At 69.3% G+C, this 19,078-nt stretch carries 17 protein-coding genes; all 17 read left to right on the plus strand.

Annotated features, from left to right (window positions below; translation table 11 throughout):
* Nucleotides 1–111 precede the first annotated feature (111 nt).
* Nucleotides 112–1,608, plus strand: a complete 1,497-nt coding sequence (locus HH212_RS21695) for a hypothetical protein (RefSeq protein ID WP_170204399.1) — start codon at nt 112–114, stop codon at nt 1,606–1,608.
* Nucleotides 1,605–2,435, plus strand: a complete 831-nt coding sequence (locus tag HH212_RS21700) for a hypothetical protein (RefSeq protein WP_170204400.1) — start codon at nt 1,605–1,607, stop codon at nt 2,433–2,435. The genes HH212_RS21695 and HH212_RS21700 overlap by 4 nt, the downstream gene beginning before the upstream one ends.
* Nucleotides 2,436–2,460: 25 nt before the next feature.
* The gene (locus tag HH212_RS21705; protein ID WP_170204401.1) at nt 2,461–3,213 is read left to right on the plus strand and encodes a hypothetical protein; all 753 of its coding nucleotides are present in this window, start codon (nt 2,461–2,463) and stop codon (nt 3,211–3,213) included.
* Nucleotides 3,210–3,389 carry a hypothetical protein gene (locus HH212_RS21710; RefSeq protein WP_170204402.1) on the plus strand — a complete coding sequence of 60 codons (180 nt, stop codon included), beginning with the start codon at nt 3,210–3,212 and terminating at the stop codon, nt 3,387–3,389. The genes HH212_RS21705 and HH212_RS21710 overlap by 4 nt, the downstream gene beginning before the upstream one ends.
* 36 nt (nt 3,390–3,425) lie before the next feature.
* Entirely contained in the window at nt 3,426–4,391 is a 966-nt protein-coding gene (gene cpaB / locus HH212_RS21715; RefSeq protein ID WP_170204403.1) for a Flp pilus assembly protein CpaB, read from the plus strand.
* Nucleotides 4,392–4,409: 18 nt separating this feature from the next.
* Nucleotides 4,410–5,108 (plus strand): pilus assembly protein N-terminal domain-containing protein, encoded by a 699-nt coding sequence (locus HH212_RS21720; protein WP_170204404.1) that lies wholly within the window; start codon nt 4,410–4,412, stop codon nt 5,106–5,108.
* Nucleotides 5,096–5,824 (plus strand): secretin GspD/PilQ domain-containing protein, encoded by a 729-nt coding sequence (locus HH212_RS21725; protein ID WP_170204405.1) that lies wholly within the window; start codon nt 5,096–5,098, stop codon nt 5,822–5,824. Before HH212_RS21720 ends, HH212_RS21725 begins: the two co-directional genes overlap by 13 nt.
* A gap of 58 nt (nt 5,825–5,882) precedes the next feature.
* Complete coding sequence (locus HH212_RS21730; RefSeq protein WP_170204406.1) at nt 5,883–7,583, plus strand: TadA family conjugal transfer-associated ATPase; 1,701 nt, start codon at nt 5,883–5,885, stop codon at nt 7,581–7,583.
* On the plus strand, nt 7,562–8,413 hold the full coding sequence (locus tag HH212_RS21735) for a type II secretion system F family protein (RefSeq protein WP_170204407.1): 852 nt from the start codon (nt 7,562–7,564) through the stop codon (nt 8,411–8,413). The genes HH212_RS21730 and HH212_RS21735 overlap by 22 nt, the downstream gene beginning before the upstream one ends.
* A 7-nt stretch (nt 8,414–8,420) precedes the next feature.
* A complete protein-coding gene (locus HH212_RS21740; protein ID WP_170204408.1) occupies nt 8,421–9,308 on the plus strand; it encodes a type II secretion system F family protein in 888 nt (295 codons plus the stop codon).
* Between the two features lie 10 nt (nt 9,309–9,318).
* Complete coding sequence (locus HH212_RS21745; protein ID WP_170204409.1) at nt 9,319–9,675, plus strand: DUF192 domain-containing protein; 357 nt, start codon at nt 9,319–9,321, stop codon at nt 9,673–9,675.
* Nucleotides 9,672–10,568, plus strand: a complete 897-nt coding sequence (locus HH212_RS21750; protein ID WP_229217402.1) for a TadE family protein — start codon at nt 9,672–9,674, stop codon at nt 10,566–10,568. Before HH212_RS21745 ends, HH212_RS21750 begins: the two co-directional genes overlap by 4 nt.
* A gap of 90 nt (nt 10,569–10,658) precedes the next feature.
* Nucleotides 10,659–15,344, plus strand: a complete 4,686-nt coding sequence (locus tag HH212_RS21755) for an RHS repeat-associated core domain-containing protein (protein WP_170204410.1) — start codon at nt 10,659–10,661, stop codon at nt 15,342–15,344.
* A 63-nt stretch (nt 15,345–15,407) separates the two neighbouring features.
* Nucleotides 15,408–15,896 carry a hypothetical protein gene (locus HH212_RS21760; protein WP_170204411.1) on the plus strand — a complete coding sequence of 163 codons (489 nt, stop codon included), beginning with the start codon at nt 15,408–15,410 and terminating at the stop codon, nt 15,894–15,896.
* A gap of 410 nt (nt 15,897–16,306) precedes the next feature.
* A complete protein-coding gene (locus tag HH212_RS21765) occupies nt 16,307–16,555 on the plus strand; it encodes a hypothetical protein (protein ID WP_170204412.1) in 249 nt (82 codons plus the stop codon).
* 789 nt (nt 16,556–17,344) lie between these two features.
* Nucleotides 17,345–18,616, plus strand: a complete 1,272-nt coding sequence (locus HH212_RS21770) for a porin (protein WP_170204413.1) — start codon at nt 17,345–17,347, stop codon at nt 18,614–18,616.
* Between the two features lies 1 nt (nt 18,617).
* Nucleotides 18,618–19,070 carry a type 2 periplasmic-binding domain-containing protein gene (locus tag HH212_RS21775; protein ID WP_229217403.1) on the plus strand — a complete coding sequence of 151 codons (453 nt, stop codon included), beginning with the start codon at nt 18,618–18,620 and terminating at the stop codon, nt 19,068–19,070.
* The last annotated feature ends 8 nt before the right edge of the window (nt 19,071–19,078 follow it).

The raw sequence follows: 19,078 nt of genomic DNA on the forward strand, positions 1-19,078 counted from the left end.
GGCGCCGGCAAGTCATTTCGAGCGAAAATCCGGAAAGCGCCAACCATGCACTCGCGCAGAACATGCTTCCTGCAGCCTGTCGTTCGCGGGCCCGCGCGATCGGGCCAGGCGATGGTCTTCACGCTGCTGTTCGCCGCCGCTTGCGCGCTGGTCGGGCTGGTGCTGTTCAACAGCGGCATGCTGGCGAATGCGAAGACGCGCCTGCAGAATGCGGGCGATGCCGGCGCCTACAGCGCCGCGGTGCTGCAGGCGCGCGACCACAATTTCTCCGCTTACCTGAACCGCGCAACGGTCGCCAACCAGGTGGCGGTGGTCCAGCTGGCCAGCCTGAAATCCTATCTCGAGGATGCGGCGCATACCCACCGGCGCATGGGCGAAACCGCACTGTCGCTGGAATCCTCGACGATCCCGGCCGACAAGCCGCTGTGGGAGACGGCGCACGGGCTGCCCATCGAATCGGTAGCGGCTGCCTACGCCGATGCGGCCGGCCCCGCGGTGGAGGGCCTCGACCGCCTGGTCCGGGCGTTCGAGGCGGCCCAGGATGCGCATCACGTGGCCACGGCGCTCGACATGACCGTGCTGGCCGACGAAGTCGTCAGGCGCAACGATCCAAGCGCCCGGCTCACCGGCAGCGCCTTTTCGCTCGGCACCACCGCCTTCGAGGTCGAGCGCTGGTCGGCATCCACCACGGCCCACCGCGCCAACGACGATTCGCCCGAAGCCGACCGCTTCGCGGACGTGGTGGTCAGCGAAGACTCGACCGATCCCTTTACGCGCAACCGGCTGTCGGCGCCGCTGCCGGGCTGGGGGCCGGCGACGTCGGTCAAGGCGTGCAGGGCGCTGCCGAACTACCTGTCCTCGTGGACCGTGTTCGGGTTCACCCATGCCGGCGGCAGCATCCTGGCCCAGGACAAGAAGCGCTGGCTGGCCCTGGACGCGACCTGGGGGACGGGCGTGCAATCGTGTACCTTCCTGGTGCCGTGCTTGCCGGCCGGGCTGTGCCCGTGGACCGATGTCACGCCGCTGGTGGACGGCAATTTCGGGCGCGGCGACTCCGGCGGCGCCGTCGTCGGCAGGAACGGCGGCTACGACGGCCGGACCGGCTACAGGAACAACCCGGCGTCGACGGCCGGCTACGGCGCCGCGCTGTCCAATCCGCTGACCTTGCTGCCCGCCCAGGTGCGCTACCACGGCACCGGACCCGGCGCGACGCTGGATGCCGGCGGCGGCCTGCAGGATTGGTACCGCGACGTGGCCGATCCCACGTCCGCCATGCGATCCGGCCAGGGCGCGCAGCAGAACGGCGGCGCCGTCGCCGTCACCATCGAAGTCGAGCGCACGGGCGCCGGCATCCGCACGGCGGACAAGTTCATGGCCAGTGCCGGCAGCCTGCGGCTGGATCCGACGCTGAAGGGCGGCACGATGCGCGCCCTGTCTTCGGCCCATGCCTATTTCTACCGGTCGAACACCGATGCCGGCTTCACGCGCGTGGGCTGGGCGCGCGCCGACGGCAAGACCGAACTGGCCAACCTGTTCAACCCGTACTGGCAGTCGCGGCTGGTGGACCGCACGCCGCAGGAGCGGACCACGTCGTGGAGCGCGCAATGAAGACCCCCGTGACGAGGGCACGCGGCCAGGCCATGGTGGAGCTGCTGGTGGCGGCATTGTTCATCCTGATCCCGCTGTTCGTCGGCATCGCGGCCGTCGGCAAACTCATCGATGTCCGGCACACGACGGACATGGCGGCGCGCTACGCCACCTGGGAGCGCACCGTCTGGTACGACGGCGGCGGCGACTTCGCCGTTCTCAACGAACCGAACCGGAAGTCGGACGCCGCCATCGGCAACGAAGTCGCCGCGCGCCTGCTGAACGACCGCTCCGCCGGCGCCGGCGCCGTCATCAGGGACAGCGACAGGCACGTCGCCGCGCTGGTGAACGGCATCGATCCGATGTGGCGCGACAGCGCCGGCGTCGCCTACCTGAAGGATGCCGGCGGCCTGGCGACGACGATCGGCCGTGAGACGCCCGCGACAGACGTCGGCAAGGAACCGCTGGCGGCGCTGGGCGCGGTCGCGGTCGCCGGCCCGGCCGGCTTCGCGCCGCCGCTACCGGGGGACAACCTCGCCACCGTCCGCGTCGCGCTCGAGGGCGTGGCCGGGAACAGCGCGGTGTACCGGCGCCTGTGGTCCAGCAGCGCCGCCTGGCGCGGCCTGGACTTCCACGCCGACGGCGCGATCCTGTCGAATACCTGGGGCGCGAACGGCAAGGCCGGCACGCGCCAGATGGTGGCGCGCGCGGTGCCGACCGCGCAGGGACTCGGTGCGATCGTGCAGGACGCGCGCGCCGGACTGGCGCCGTGGGACCCGGTGCAGCCGGGCCGGATCGAAGCCGGCAAGATCGCCGTCGACGTGGTGCCGCCGGACCGGCTGAAATAAACAAAGGGAACGCATGTCGAACCGCATGTCGAAGACTTCTGTCGCAGGGCCCGCTCGTCCCGATGGCGCGGCGCGGCGCCGCGGCGCCCGGCTGGGCGCCATGCCGGCCACGCTGCTCGCACCGCTCGCGCTGCTCGGCGTGTGCGCCGCCACCGGCGCCGCGGCCTGCCCGGAGCGCTTGCCGCCGGACCTGTCCATCGCCGCGATCGGCCAGGACGTGTCGATCGACGGCTTGCGCATGTCGATCCTGCGGGTGCAGGCGGCGGCGCCGGCCGAGGAGGTACTGGCGAAGGTGGAAACGCAATGGCAGGCGCTCGGCTTTGCGGCGCGGCGCAGGACGGTGTCCGGCTGGCGCGTGCTGAGCGTGGCCGGGCCGCAGTGCCTGGCGACGCTGCAGCTGGCCGGGCAAAGTGGGGCGTCCGGCTACTTCGCGCGCAGCCGGCCGGATCCAGGGCCCAGCCCGATGGCGGCCGCGGCCCGGGCGCTGCTGCCGGCGGGCGTGCGCGTGGACTCGACCGTGTCCAGCAGCGACGACGGCCGCCGTGGCGTGGTGATCTCGATGACCGCGGCCGGTTCGCCCGAGCGGCTGCGGCAGCAGATCGGCGCGCGGCTGCTCGGCGAAAAATGGCCGGCGCCGCGTTCGCACACCGTCAGGAATGCCGCCACCGGCGTCACCGCGTGGTTCCTGAGCGCGCAGCGCCGGCGCGCGCAGTTCGAGCTGGTCGCCTGGCGCGAGCGCGACACCCAGGCCGTCATGACGCTCGCCGAGGCTCCATGAAGCCGGCCCGCACCGCCGGCGCCGGCCAGGCGCAAACCGAATACCTGATCGTGCTGGCATTCGGCGTGATCGTGCTGGTCCTGTCCTCGCTGACGCCATCGCCGATCCGGGCCTTGATCGATGGCGTCAAGGGTGCGTTTTCCGCGTTCGCGTATGCGATCTCGTTCAGCGTGTGAACCCGTTGTCCGCCCATTACCATGAACAGACTGCCCATGAACAAACTGCGCACCATCGGCGCCACGCTCTCGAGCCCGGCCGCCTTGCTGCTGTTCGCCACGGCGCTCGCCGCCGGCGTCGCCGGCCTGGCCTACCTGTACCTGCAACAGCGCGAGGACAGCATGAAGCGGGAAATCGCCGCCAGTGCGCGCGGTCGGGAGACGCCCCGGGTGGCGGTGGTGGTGCCGAAGACCGACGTGGGTCCGGACACGGTGCTGAACACCACCGTGTTCGTATCGCGCAAGGTGGATGCCGACCTGGTCTATCCGGACACGCTGCTCGCCAGGGATTTCGCGTCGATGGAAGGCTTGCGGCTGGCGCGGCCGGTCCTGGGCGGGCGGCCGGTGCGCATGAGCGACCTGCAGCAGCCGGAGGTCGACGACGTCGCCGCCATCGTGCCGGCCGGGATGCGCGCCGTGACCATCGCCATCGACAACCTCAACTCGATTGCCCAGACCCTGCGTCCGCTGCACCGCGTCGACCTGTTCCTGCTATCGAACGCGCCCGCCGCGCCGGGCGCGGGCAGCGAACGGCCGCGCGAGCAGGCCAGCCTGTTCATGCAGAACATGCTGGTGCTGGCGACCGGCCGGGAATTCCGCGATGCGCAAGCCCGGGGCGCCGGCAGCGCCGGGATGGCGCGCCCGGGCGCGGTCGACGGCGCGCGCGACAAGGGCTTCGATTCGATCACCCTGCTGGTCAAGCCGCAGGAAGCGGCCAGGCTGCTGATCGGCCAGAAGATGGGCGCCTATCGCGTGGCCCTGCGCGGCGCCCGCGACGGCGACCTGCTGGCGATGAAGCCGCTGCTGTCGTCGGACCTGGCGCCGGATGGACGCACGCACGACGCCGGCATCGAATTCATCGCCGGCGGGCGCGGCCCTGGCGGCCAGGTCGTGTCGCGCCTGCCGCTGCCCGAGCTTGCGCCGGCGCCTGCAGCAACGTCCACGCCACCTGCCAGCAACTGACGAAAGAACCCAAGCGCCATGACCACCCGACGTCTCCTGTTCGTTCTCGCCGCCGCCCTCGGCGTTGCGGGCGCCGCAAGTGCGGCAGCCGGCGCCATGCCCGAAGCGCCAGTCGCGGTTTCCCGGCCGAAGCCGCCGCTTGCCGCCGCCGCACCCCGCAAGCCGCGCTCGATCACCCCGGTCACGCCGGTCATGCACTACCTGCCGACCAGGGCGCTGACCATCACCGCCGGCGAGATCATGATGCTGCCGATCCAGGGCAGGATCGTGCGCCTGGCGCTCGGCAGCGGCAACCTGCTCAGCACCACCACCGTCGACGCCAACCTGCTGCTGATCGCCGAGCAGGTCGGCAGCACCAGCCTGCTGGTATGGACCAGGGAGCGCATGTATTCGTACCAGGTGACGATCGTGCCGAAGGACCTGCAGGCGATCCGCGCCAAGGTCGAGGCGCTCACGCGCGGGCTGGGCGGGGTGACGGTGGAGCAGGTGGGCGCCGAACTCGTGTTGTCCGGGGCGGTGCACAAGGAAACCCACGCACGGCTCGCGGCCAGCCTGAAGGGCATGCCGGGCGTGGTCTTCAACATCCGCGAAGACCAGGGCAGCGCCTACACGCGTTCGGTCCTGTTCCGGCTGCACTTCATCGAGATCAAGCGCTCGCTGCTGGAAACCATCGGCATCGACTGGCCCGGGACGCCAACGGGCCGGTGTTCGGCGTGATGGGCGTGGCCTCGAAGCAGGGCGTGTACCAGGACGTGCCGCGCCGCCAGGAGGCCGGCGACAACCTGCTTGCCGATGCGCCGCCCTTCGTGCGCCGCGGCGCCAACACCGGCGGCGTGTTCCTCGGCCTGGCCGCGACGCTGAGCTCGCGCATCAAGCTGGGCATCAACGACGGCGACGTGCGCGTGCTGGCCTCGCCCGAGCTGACCGCCAGGAGCGGCGGCAAGGCGCGCCTGCAGGTGGGCGGCGAAGTGCCGATCCAGCAGGTCGGCGCGCTCGGCGCGGTGAACGTCAGCTACAAGCCGTACGGGATCATCCTCGAGATCGAACCGCAGATCGACGCCGACGACGTCATCACCGCCAGGATCTCGTCGGAGCTGTCGCAGATCGACGCCTCGGTCAGCACCTCGAGCGTGCCCGGCTTCCTGACGCGTAACACGTCGACCGAGGTGAGCCTGAAGTCGGGCGAAGCGGTCGCGCTCTCGGGACTGGTCAACAGCGAGATGTCGTCGGCCGTGGACCGGGTGCCGGTGCTGAGCAGGATCCCGATCCTCGGCCGGCTGTTCCGCTCGGACGACTTCCGCAGCAACAAGACCGAACTGGTGGTGCTGCTCGAACCCGAGATCATCGCACCGGGCGCGGGCCTGGCCATGCAGCTGCGCGAACGCGGCGAGGCGGGCAAGGCGGCGTTCGAAGACAAGCTGCGCCGCCCGTGACGCGCGCCGGATGCGCCAACCCTGCGCCGACATGTCGCCGCTACCTTCGGGACCACAGATGATTCGCATAAAAGTCTTCCGCGGACGGGAACTGGTGGCCGACCGGGCCAGCCCCGGTCCGGCCTGTTGCGTCGGCAGGGACCCGCAGTGCCTGGTCGTGCTGCAGGGCTGGCGCATCGGCCGCCGCCAGCTGCAATTCTCCTGCGGCGAACAGGGCTTGTTCGTGAGGGACGGCGGCGGCATGGCGCCGGTCAGGGTCGACGGCAAGGAGATCGTCGAATACGGACCGCTGGCCGGCGGCGACAGCATCGAACTGGGAGAATACCGGGTGCAGGCCTGCCTGGAAGACGGCCCAGCGGCGCAGACCGCGAGCCTGGGTGCGCCCGATCCTGTACCCGATCCTGTCTCCGACGCCGTCGCGCGCCGCACGAACCCGCTGGAAAGCCCCGAGGGCATGGCGATGCGCGCCCAGCTGCACCGCAAGCTGATCGCCGCGATGGACCTGCGCCGGGTGGACGTGGCGCGCATGGCCGACCCCGAGCTGCGCGCCGCGGTGCGCGGACTGATCGAGGAACTGATCGACGCCGACCCGGCCTTCGACGCAATGCGTCCGCTGCGCGCCGGCCTGCGCGACGTGGTGCTCGACGAGATCGTCGGCCTGGGTCCGCTGGAAGCGCTGCTCGCCGACGACGCCGTCACCGAGATCATGGTCAACCGCCATAGCGACATCTTCGTCGAGCGCGGCGGACGGCTGCACCGCGCCGACATCTCGTTTTCCGACGATGCCGCCGTGCTGGCGGCGATCGAGCGCATCGTTTCGCCGCTGGGGCGCCGCATCGACGAGAGTTCGCCGATGGTCGACGCGCGCCTGAAGGATGGCTCGCGCGTGAACGCGATCATCCCGCCGCTGGCGATCAAGGGGCCATGCCTGACGATCCGCAAGTTCGCCCGCAACAAGCTGACCGAGCACGACCTGGTGCGCTGCGGCGCCCTCGACCGCGGGATGGTCGCGTTCCTGCGGGTGGCGGTGCGGCTGCGCGCCAACATCGTGGTGTCCGGCGGTACCGGCTCGGGCAAGACCACGCTGCTCAACGTGCTATCGAACTTCATTCCCGACGACGAGCGCATCGTGACGGTCGAGGATGCAGCCGAGCTGCAGCTGAACCAGCCGAACCTGGTCGCGCTCGAGGCGCGCCCGGCCAACATCGAAGGCCGCGGCGCCGTCGCCATCCGCGACCTGGTGCGCAACTGCCTGCGCATGCGGCCCGACCGCATCATCGTCGGCGAGTGCCGCGGCGGCGAAGCCCTGGACATGCTGCAGGCGATGAACACCGGCCACGACGGCTCGCTCACCACCGCCCACGCCAACAGTCCGCGCGATTGCCTGTCGCGCCTGGAAGTCATGGCCCTGATGAGCGGGCTGGAGGTGCCGGTGCAGGCGATCCGCGAGCAGATCGCCTCGGCGGTGGACGTCATCGTGCAGCAGACCCGCTTTTCCTGCGGCACGCGCAAGGTCACCCATATCACGGAAGTGACCGGCATCGAGGGCAACCTGGTCCAGATGCAGGACATCTTCCGCTTCGAACAGGACGGCTTCGGCGACGACGACAGGGTGCGCGGCCGGTTCGCGGCGACCGGGCACGTGCCGGATTTTTACCGGGACCTGCTGCGGCGCGGCGTCCAGGTGGACCTGTCGATCTTCGGCAACGCCGCCGCGCCCGGACGGGAGCCATCGCCATGCGCAGCCAATCGTTCGTGATCGCCGGCGTGTTCGCGGCCGGCTTCCTGCTGATCTGGATCGGCCTGCATGTCGGCGTGCGCCGGTTTTCGCAGCGCCAGCGCCGACAGGCGCAATGGGCCAGGCTGGACCTCGAACACCTGTTCATCTTTACCGACGCCGGACGGATCGTGGCGCTCAACCTGGCCGTACTGGTGCTGCTGCCGCTGGCCGCATGGTGCATGACGGGCAGCCTGGCCGTCGCCGGCATGGGCATGGCGCCGGCCCTGCTCGGGCCGCGCTACATGGTGCGCCGGCTCGCGCGGCGCCGCCTGCGGCTGTTCGAGCAGCAGCTGCCGGACGCGCTGATGATGCTGACCGGCGCGCTGCGCGCCGGCGCCAGCCTGCCGATCGCGCTGGAAGGCGTGGCCGGCGAGACCAGGCCGCCGCTTTCGCAGGAATTCGACCTGCTGCTGCGCGAGCTGCGCCTCGGCGTCGATTTCGCCGCGGCGCTCGCCGCGCTGGAACGGCGCGTGCCGCTGGCCGACCTGGCGCTGGTCACCGGCGGCATGGCGCTGTCGCGCGAAGTCGGCTCCAACCTGGCGGAAACGCTGGAAGCGACCGCCGCAACCATCCGCGCCAGGCTGCAGATGGAGGGCAAGATCCGCAGCCTGACCGCACAGGCGAAGATGCAGGGCGTGGTGATGGCGGGCCTGCCGCTGCTGCTGATCGTCGTGCTGGACCTGATGGAGCCCGAGGCCATGGCGCCGCTGTTCCACGCCTGGTACGGCTGGCTGACGCTGGGCGTGATGGCGCTGACGATCCTGGTCGGCCACCACGTCATCCGCAGGATCACCGATATCGACGTGTAAGGAACCCATGGACAAGCTGACGATCGCCATCCTGGCCGGCGTCGGATTCGCCGCGTTCGCCGCCGCAGCGCTGCATGCGGCGCTGCGCCTGAAGCACGCCATGCCGGGCGAGGACCGCGCCTTCCTCGACCCGCTGCCCGGGCCGCTGCGCCTGCTGTGGCCATCGATCCGCCTGGTGGATTACCACCTGTGCGCGCGGATTCCGCACCGCCTGCTGGAGGGGCCGGCGCAATCGCTGCGCCTGGCCGGCCTCGGCTACCTGATCAGCCCGGGCCAGCTGGTCGCGCTGGGCATCGTGCTCACCTGCGGAGGCGCCGCCGTCGCGGCCCTGCTGCTGGCGCTGGCCGGGCTGTTCGCCTGGCAGGGCGTGGCGGCCGGCGCCTTCCTCGGCCATCTGCTGCCGCGCGCCTGGCTCAAGGATGCGCTGAACAAGCGCCGCAAGGCGATCGTCCGCGCGCTGCCGGCCTACCTGGACTACCTGACCATGTCGGTGGAGGCGGGCCTGAACATGGCCGGCGCCATCGGCCAGGCCGTGGCCAAGGGACCGGCCGGGCCGTTGAAGAACGAATTCGCGCTGGTGCTGCGCGACCTGCGCGCCGGGCTGACGCGCACCGAAGCGTTGCGGCGCATGGACGAGCGCGTACGCATCGCACAGGTATCCAGCTTCATCGGCGCGGTGATCCACGCCGAGCGCCTGGGCGCCAGCCTCGGCCCGACCTTGCGCGCCCAGGCCGGGCAGCGCCGCGCCGAGCGCTTCCAGGCCGCCGAGAAGCTGGCCATGGAAGCCCCGGTGAAGCTGATCTTTCCTCTGGTCGTGTTCATCTTTCCGGTGACCTTCCTGGTGCTGATGTTCCCTATCGCGGTGAAGTTCATGCAGTCCGGCATCCGGTTCTGAGGCGGCGACGATGCGGCGCTCCCTGCTCGCCTGGCCTGCATCCGCGCAGCACTGCACGCTCGAGGTGCTGGTGGCGGCGTCGCTGCCGGCGCGCCTGCGCGGCCTGCTGGGCCGGCCGCCCCTGGCGCCGGGACAGGCCATGCTGCTCAGCCCATGCAGCACGATCCATACGCTGGGCATGCGCTATCCGATCGACGTGGTATTCCTGGCGCGCGATGGATGGGTGCTGCGCGTTGCGCGCGAGGTGGCGCCATGGCGCATGCGCGGCCACTGGCGCGCACGGTGCGTGCTCGAGCTGGCGGCCGGGGAAGCGGCGCGCTGCGGCATCGCGCCCGGCATGGTGCTGCCGGTCGGGGCGCTGCGATGAGGCGGCGCCGTGCAGCATGCCGGCGGCCCGGCGGCCAGTCGGCCACCGAGTTCCTGATCGTGCTGCCGGTGCTGGTCATGCTGGTGTTCGGCACGATCCAGGCGGCGCTGCTGTACCAGGGCCGCGCCATGCTCAACCACGCCGCCATGCTGGCAGCGCGCGCCGGCGCCCTTCACAACGGCGATCCGGACGAGATGCGCGAGGCGCTGGCGCGCGGCCTGCTGCCGCTGTTCGCGCGCGCGGCCACGCCGCAGGGCTATGCAGCCGCGCACGCGCAGGCGAGCGCGGAAACGGCCGCCGGCGCGATGGCCACGATCGAGGTGCTGAACCCGACCCCGGCCGCGTTCAGCGACTTCGGACGCGCACGGGAAGAGGGGGGCGGCAGCGAACTGCCCAACGACACGCTGAACTACCGCAGCACCGCTCCCGGCGCGGCATTCGGGATCTCGATCCAGGACGCCAACCTGCTGCACGTGCGCGTCACGTACTGCTTCCGCCTGATCGTGCCGCTGGTCGACCGCATGCTGCATGCCATGCTGAACGGCGCGGACGCGAACCCGGCGGCACCTGGCCTACGCGATCCGTTCGGCATCCGGGCCGTCGCCGGCGTCCCGTGCACGGCCGCTTCCGGCGCCGCGTGGCGCATCCCGATCCGCAGCGAAGCGATCGTGCGCATGCAGTCGCCGTTCTACCAGGCCAACCTGGCGGGGCCGGGCACCGGCGCGCCACCGGGTGAGAGTACCCCGCCCGGCACGCCGGCGCCGCCTGGCGGATCGCCGCCCGGCGGATCGCCGCCCGGGGAGGAGCCCGACGCGCCGGGATATCCCGGCGGCCCGGCCGACCCCGGCGGACCCTGCACGGGGCCGGACTGCCCGGTATGCACCACCCCCTGAGTTCCCACCACCATCCTGCAGGCCGTGAACATGCTGAACCGAACCCTGGGCCGTTACTGTGAGCGGCACACGCTTTTGCTGGCGCTGTCGTTGGCACTGTCTCTGGCGCTGCCGGCCTGTGCGCCGCCAGCCGGCGCGCAGACGGTGCCTTTGCCGATGCCGCCCTCGTGCGACCCCAGGGTGCAGCCGTGCGCGCCGTCCGCCGCGCCGCCGGGCGGCGGCATGTGCCAGCCCAGCCCCGGCGGCGACACCTGTCCCGCGCCGGGACCGGCATCGCAGGGACAGGGCGCGGGCATCGACGCCGGCGCCGGCAACCCCATCGACATCATCACCGGCAACAAGCACCAGCGCGAGACGGACATGGCGGCGCTGCCGGGCGTGCTCGGCCTGGAAATCGTCCGCCACTACAACAGCGTGTACGCCAGCCCCCGGCACGCCAACGGCATCCTCGGGCGCGGCTGGAAGCTGAGCTACGAAACCGCGCTGTATCACACCGGGCGCAGCATCCAGATCGTGCAGGCGGACGGCGCGCGCCTGGTCTTCAGCGCCACGCCGGACGACCCGAGCCGCTGCGCCGGCGCCGATCCGGCCAACGGCATCGTGCGGATCGGCCGCGGGCAGGGCGGCGCGGCCTACACCTGGCGCTGGAACGATGGGCGCGAACTGTCGTTCGACCGCGGCGGCAGGCTGGTGCGGATCGCGGTGCGCACCGGCGAAGCCGTGAAGCTCGACTATACGCGCCGGGGCTTGCTGGCGCGGGTGACCGATCCGCAGGGCCGGGTGCTGACGCTCGACTATCCGGCCGCAGGCGGGGGCACGTTCAGCGGCGTGCACGGCATCGATAGCCCGGTGGGACGTTTCAACTATGCGTACGGCAGCGCCGCGCCGGCCGGCGCCGCGATTGCGCCGGCCTACCTGGCGGCCAGCCTGGTAAAGGTCGGCATGCCGCCGTCCACCTCGTTCGCAGCGGGTGCGGGTGCTGCGCGCCTGTACCACTACGAGGATGCGCGCCATCCGACCCTGCTGACCGGTATCAGCATCGCCAGCCACGGGCGCGGCGCGCATCCGACCACCCGGCGCATCGGCACCTATTTGTACGACGCGGACGGCAAGGGCATCCTGACGGTCAGGGGCGAGCCGGCCCGGCTGCAGGCCGGCCCCGGCGGCAAGCCGCTGGTCCCGGCGCGCCTGGCGCCCGGCACCGGCATCGAGCAGGTCACCTTCGATCGCAGCGTCGGCGGGCAGACCACGATCGCCAACAGCCTGGGGCAAAGGACGGTGTACCGCCATGCGGTCATCGGCGGCGCCCGCCGGCTGCTGGAAGTGCGCGGCCCCGGTTGCGCCGGCTGCGGCAAGACCGACGTGCGTTACGGCTACGACGGCAACGGCAGCCTGCGCGATGTCACCGACCTCGACCCGCAGGGCCGGCCGCTCCGCACCGTCAAGACGCAACGCGACGGCGCCGGGCGGGAAATCCGGCTCGACGTCGTGCATTACCGCCAGGGCAAGCCGGGCCCGGCGCGCTGGCTGCTGCGCCAGGCGTACGAGGGCGACGCCACTCAGCCGAGCATGGTGACACGGCCCAGCGTCGTCGCCGGCAAGACGCTGGTCCGGCGTCTTGCCTACAACGAGTACGGCCAGGTCGCGCGCGTCTCCGAGAGCGGCTGGGCGCCCAGTCCCGTGGCCGGCGGCGCACCCGTGCCGATCGCGCGCACGGTCGGCTACGGCCATGCACTGATCGACGGCCACAGCGTGCTGGTGCGGATCGACGGTCCGCTGCCGAACGGTAAAACGGATTCGCCGGCCGATTCCGACGTGGTCCGCATCGACTACGACGCCGGCGGCACGCGCATCGTCGGGATCACCGAACCGGGCAACGTGGTGACGGCGTTCTCCAGGGAAGACGCCGCCTTGCGCCCGACGCGGCGGCGCCGCAGCGACGGCGTGCGGGTGTCGCAGTCGGATGCCGAGCTGGCTGCGGACGGCAAGCTCGTTGGCCTGGTCGAGAGCGGGTGGCTGCTGGAGGATGGCCGCGTGGTCGACGGCAGCCGCGCCACCCGCAGCGAACGCTACGCATACGACGCGCTCGGCAACCTGGCCGTCCAGCGCTCGGCCGCCGGCATCGTCACGCGCTACCTGCACCGCGATGCCGGTCGCCCGACGCATGTCGTCGCGGCGGACGACAGCCAGACCGTGACCGGCTACGACACCGAAGGCCGCAAGACCGAAGAGACCGTGTATGGTCCCGGCGGCAAGGCGCTGCTGTTCCATGCCGGCTATCGCCATCCGCAGGATGGACAGGAACGCGCCGGCGGCCCCGCATCCGCGCGCTACCTGAGCGGCCGCGCCGGCAGCGTCGCCGAAGGCCTGGTCGAGCAGGTGACGCGACCGGACGGATCGGTGGTGCGGCGCTGGTTCGACGATTTCGGCCGGGTGGTCGCGGTGCACAGCCCCGATGCCGGCCTGCGCACCGCGACGTACCGGGCCGACGATCGCCTGCTGTCCCTGCGCGACGCGCGCGGCGTGGTGACGCGCATCGACACCGACACGGCCGGCAGGGTGCGCAGGGTCGACTACGGCGACGATCGCGGCGGGCACGACGCCGCGCTGGTATTCCGTTACGAGGGCATGGTGCTGCTTGCTGCCGAGCGCTGGGAAGACGGCCGGCGCGACAACACGATGCGGTTCCGGACCGATGTCTGGGGCCGCGTCAGCGGAAAAACGCTGCAGGTGGCCGGCGCCACGTCCTCGGACCCCGTGGTCGCCATGACGGTCGCCAGCACCAGGGACGCGGATGGACGCGTGCTGAGCAGGACGCTCCCCAGCGGCGCACGGCTGCGGTACGGGTACGACCCCTCGGGCCGGGTCACCGGGATCGCCCTGGGCGACAAGACGCTGGTCGGCAAGGTGCAGGCGCGCCGCGCCGCGCAGGGCGTCCGGCCCGATGGCTTCGACTACGGTAACGGACTGCATACCCGGTCGGAGCGCGACTGGCACGGGACGCTGCAGCGCCACGATTCCGGCGTGAGCACGGCGCGGTTCGAGCGCGACGCCGCGGGCGCCGTCGCCGCCATCGAGCGCCATGCGAGCCTCGTTCCAGGCACACGGCAGGCTGCGCTCAAGATCGATATAGGCGAGCGCACCGAATACGGCCACGACCGCGACGGCCGCCTGAACGCCGAACGCATCGCCGAAAGGACAGCAGGCACAGAGCATCCCGCCATCCGCTTCGACCGCACGGGCGATCCGGCAGCCGGCGACGGCGAGCGCGTCGACGCGGCCGGCAACCTGGTCAGGCATGGCGGGCGCACGCTGGCCTATGGCCCCGGCGGCGAACTGGCCAGCGTCGGCGGCGACGGCGATGGCGGCGCGGCGATCGCCCGTTATCGCTACGATGCCGACGGCATCAGGGTCGCCAAGCAGACCCGCGACGGCGCCGAATACTACCTGTACGAGGATGGCCGGCTGGTCGCGGTGGCCGATGCCGGCGGCAGGATCGTCGCCGAATACGTGTACCTGGAACATCGTCCGGTCGCACGCCTGCGCTACGTCGCCACGGCGGCCGCGGCGGGGAAAGACGCGCCGATCTTGTCGAAACCGGTGATCGAGTACCTGCATGCCGACCAGCGCGGCGCCGTCGAAGCCGTCACCGACGAGCATGGGGCGACCGTGTGGAACGCGCGGCTGGGCGCGTACGGCGGGCTGCGCATGGTGCGCGGGCACGCGGATGCCATGCCGCTGCGGCTGGCCGGCCAGTACGCCGACCGGGAGACCGGACTGCATTACAACGTGCACCGCTATTACGACCCGCGGCGCGGCCGTTACCTGCAGCCCGACCCGCTGGGTATCGGCGGGGGGCTGAACACCTACGCCTATACCGATGGCAAGCCCTTGCTTGCCGGCGATCCGTCAGGACTGGAAGTCGATTGCGACGACCTGGCGGCGGGTAAATGCGAATTCGCGCCCTGGCTGTTCGGGATCCTGCTTCACACATCGTTCAACGAACAAATCAGGCCGCGAGGCGTCGGCTGGGGTGCGGACGACGGACGCGGCCAGACCTGGGTCGGACTGCGACCGGATGTCTATTACGTCGACGACCACAACCTGCAGCTCGAACACCTCGGGCAAGCATTCGCCGGCACGCTATGGGAGTTGAAGCCGGTCTCCTGGACCAAGGGGAACGATGCGGCAAGGTATCGGCAGGCAGAGGACCAATTGAGCAATTACCGGACCCAGGCCAAGAAAGGCTGTTGGGTCGCCGGATCCAGCAGCATACTCACGGCCGGGCTGAGAACGGATGAGATCGAGTTCGAGGGGAGGTTTTATCGCATCACCTATGTGCCCGACACGACCGATGACCGCTCGGGATTGCTTTTTTATGAAAAGTCCGAAATCCAGAGGAAAACGGTAGCCGATCCCGCCCAGGCGCCCGCGCCGTCCATGAGCGAAGCGGAACGTGCGCTGCTGGAACTACAGATGGGTGCGGTCGAGGAAGACGGTCGCCGGCGAGGCTGGTCGGCTGGGCAGATCGCCGGTTTCTTGTGCCTGGTCCTCATGGCCGTCGCGGCGGCGATGTTCGCAGGCATGGCGATGATCGGGCTGTTGACACAGATCGCCGCGGTCATCGGAGCAGGCGTTTCCGTTATCGCCGGCATCGCAGCCATCTTCGGTCTCGGCTCGGCGGCCGATAACGCAGCCGCACTGGAGAAAAAGGGCGAGGAAGCCCGCTCGGGCGCAATCGACCATGTCGTCAGATGGTTCAAGAGCTGGCTTTAGCCAAAGCCGATGGCAGGGCGCTTATGGAGAATGATCGCGCCAGGGACAATGAGGAAACCGTTGATGATGGCTCCATTTCAGACAAGAGCAGTGACGATTGGCTGTGCCATGCTGGCGAATCTGTCTTTTGGCGGTGCTTTCGCTCAATCGAGCGAAGCCGCACGCTATGTGAATCGGCAGGGAATCGAAATCATCGCGTCGCGCGGCAGCGCTTCCTCCGGATCGGGTGAACGCATGCCCGAAAGGAGGGCATCGAAACTGGCTGACCCAAAGAAGATGCCCGGGCCGGCTGCATTATCGGCCGCAGTCCCTGACAGGCTTTTTGTTTCGGCCAGACAGCAAGCTGAACGCGACCAGGATCGGCTGGCGATCCTGCAGGAGGAACTGAAAGCCGAAACCGCGGCCTTCGAATCGAAACGCCGTCTTTTGCACGAGGCGACGGTCAATGCGAAACTCGGCCCGGAAGAGCGCCGGCTCTCGGAAGAAGCGATGCGCCGTCATCAAAGCAATATTCGTGCGCTCAATGCGGAGATTGGACGGGTGCGTATTTAGGTTCGATGTCGATGCGAAAAGCCATCGAATCATTCGACATTATTATCTGTATTATCGAGTTGAATGGTGCGGTATGACGGCATCATCGAGGGCGATGCCGGTTGGCGCAAATAATTGGTATCTGGAGGCCAAGCATGTCATGCGAACAATGCAGGAGCGATTCAGATGGTCCCTATACGGGAATGATGTGCGACAGGTGCTTTCAACCGTTCGGTTCCTCAATTCCACCGCCAGGTCACCACCCCGAGCTTCTGACATCAACGCCAACAGACCGATGGCTGCCGATACCTCCGCAATCCGCACAAAGCCCACCCGATTCGGCAGGATCGCCTGGCGACATCAACCAACGCTTGGGATGCTGGTCCTGGGGCGCATTTTTTACTCGGCGGGTTTTGGGCCATCGGGAATCCATGATGGATCGGATATCCATTGTTGCTGCTCGATCTGTTTGGCAAGCCCTGGCAGCGGGCGTGTATATCCTTCATCTGGCGATAGCGGCCTGGCTCGGGCGCAAAGGCACGACGCTGGCTTGGGAACGCGGCGGTTGGAAAACCGTCGAAGCATTCAAGCGCGTACAGCGACGCTGGACGATTGCAAGCGTGGCCATCCTCGCGATATCGCTGGGACTGCGATCCGCGCAAGCGGCATTCACCGATTGATGGGAGCAGATGCGGTCGAATCCAGCAGTAAATGCCATACCGTGCCGTTGGAGGGCTCGGGTCAAGTGCTTTGCAACCCTTATGGGATAGGGAACAGACGGCTTCGCATGGATACCACCGTAAACGCACATCGCATTTTACATAATATAGATTATGCGAATTAGTGTCGCCTGGTTCGATAGAACGTTTTTTCGTATCAACCGGTCCCACGCCGTTCCGATCGGCCATGCACTGTTCCTGCCCGTGTACGTCAAGGTCATCGCTTCCAATTACGAACACATGGCTGGCGCCTCGTCGCCACGCACGACCACCGACGTGCAGACCGATGTGCTGGAAGCGGCTATGGTGGCCGATTACAACACCCGATACGACGCGGCCCCGGGACTATCCGACCTGGTGCTAATCCCGTGCATGCCGTCGGCACGGCAGCACCGCCGACATCGATACAAACCACCGGCAAGCACCGGCCGCACCGGTCGAGACGGCAGACCGCCGGGCGGCCGTAGTCGAGCCAGGCCGAGCGACGTCTTGCGCCTGGTCCGCTGCCCGATGCCACCTGCGGATAAATGAAATCCAGTATTTCTTGTTGCATAATAGAAACATCAACAGCCTTTAGGCGTCGTCCCGGCGAAAAGATCTGGTCGGTGGACCTGCGCTACGCTACATTCGCAGGCCGCACATCGACCCGACCGGACCAGCCTCGGCCCCGCAGGCCCGTATGAATCCCGTCTGACTGTCGCCGCACCATCCCATCGTGCTGCTTCGCAGAGGGCACTTTTGACCACGTACATGCAGCAAACCATTTTCGGCCGGTGTTCGGCCAGTACCTTTCTCGCGCTCGGCATCGCCGGCGCGGCGCATGCCCAGGACATGTCCACCGCCGCCGCCATGCCGGACGGCGCGCCACGCACCTGGTCGATCTCCGGCTTCGGCACCTTCGGCGCCGCCCGTTCCAGCGAACGCCAGGCCGACTACACCACCACGATCCTGAAGCCCAACGGTACCGGCGTGTCGCGCGCCTGGAGTACCGATTTCGATACCCGCGCGGGCGTGCAGCTGGACGTCAACCTGGACCGTCGCTGGTCGGCCGTCGTGCAACTGGTCAGCGAACAGCGCCTGGACAACAGCTACCGCCCGCAAGTCGAATGGGCCAACGTCAAGTACCAGGCCACGCCCGAGCTGGCGCTGCGCTTCGGCCGCATCGCGTTGCCGATGTTCCTGACGGCGGACTATCGCAAGGTCGGCTACGCCTACCCGTGGGTACGCCCGCCGGTCGAGGGCTATTCCTCCCTGCCGGTATTCGCCAGCGATGGCGTCGACGCCACGCTGCGTTGGAATCTGGGAGACGTGCACAATGCCGCGCAAGTGCTGTTCGGTCGCAACAAGCCGCCGCTCGTGGCGCCTTATCGCGCTGTTGCACGCAGCTTGTTCGGCATGTCGAACACCAGCGACTGGGGCGCCTTCAACCTGCGCATCAACTATATCCGCGCCAACCTGACGACGAACGTCGGGGAAGAATTGTTCGACGCGCTGGCCGCATTCGGGCCTGCCGGGCAGGCGCTCGCGCGGCGCTATGCCGCCGATCACAAGATCGTCTCGATGGCGAACGTCGGCGTCAACTACGATCCGGGGAACTGGTTCCTGACCGCCGAGGCGGGCGGCACCAGGACGCAGTCGTTCCTGGGCAGGACGCGCAACGCCTACGTGTCCGCCGGCTGGCGCTGGCACGCGCTCACCCCGTACGCGACCTACTCGCGGGTGCGCGCTGCCGGCGCCACGTCGGAGCGTGGCTTGCCGCTGGATGGCTTGCCGCCTGCCTACGCGGTGCCGGCGGCCTACCTGAACGGCGCCCTGAACGGCCTGCTGTCCACGATCCCCCAGCAGACCTCCGCCAGTGCCGGCCTGCGTTGGGATCTGCGCGCCAACATGGCGCTGAAGTTCGAGTACGACCGTGTGAAGCCGGTCGACGGCTCGCGCGGCACCTTGCTGAACCCGACGCCGGACTTTCGTTCGGATCGCCCGTTCCACGTGGCCAGCGTCACGCTCGACTATGTGTACTAGCATGCGGATCGTCAACCACCTGCGCCGCCTCGGCCTGATTCTCCTTGCCGCCGGCGCGACGGGCCTGGCCAGCGCCAGCGCCGCCGGCGCTTCCGACCTCGTCGTGATCGTCTCGGCCAAGAATCCCTTGGCCGGTTTGAATGCCGACCAGGCCGCCGCGATTTTCCTCGGCCAGTCGGTGCGCTTCCCGGGCGGCACCGAAGCGCTGCCGCTGGACCAGTGCCTGGGTTCGGCCGCGCGCAATGAATTCTATGCGCGCGTCACCAGCAAGACGCCGGCGCTGATGAAGGCCTATTGGTCGAAGATGCTGTTCACCGGCCGCGGCCAGCCTCCCGCCGAACTGGCGGACAGCGCCGCGATCCGGCGCAAGGTGGCGGACGACCCGACTGCCATCGGCTACATCGAACGCCGCGCGCTCGACCCGAGCGTGCGCGCGGTCCTGGTCGTGCAGTGACGGTGCAG

The organism is Massilia forsythiae, from assembly GCF_012849555.1.
Lineage (GTDB): Bacteria > Pseudomonadota > Gammaproteobacteria > Burkholderiales > Burkholderiaceae_D > Telluria > Telluria forsythiae.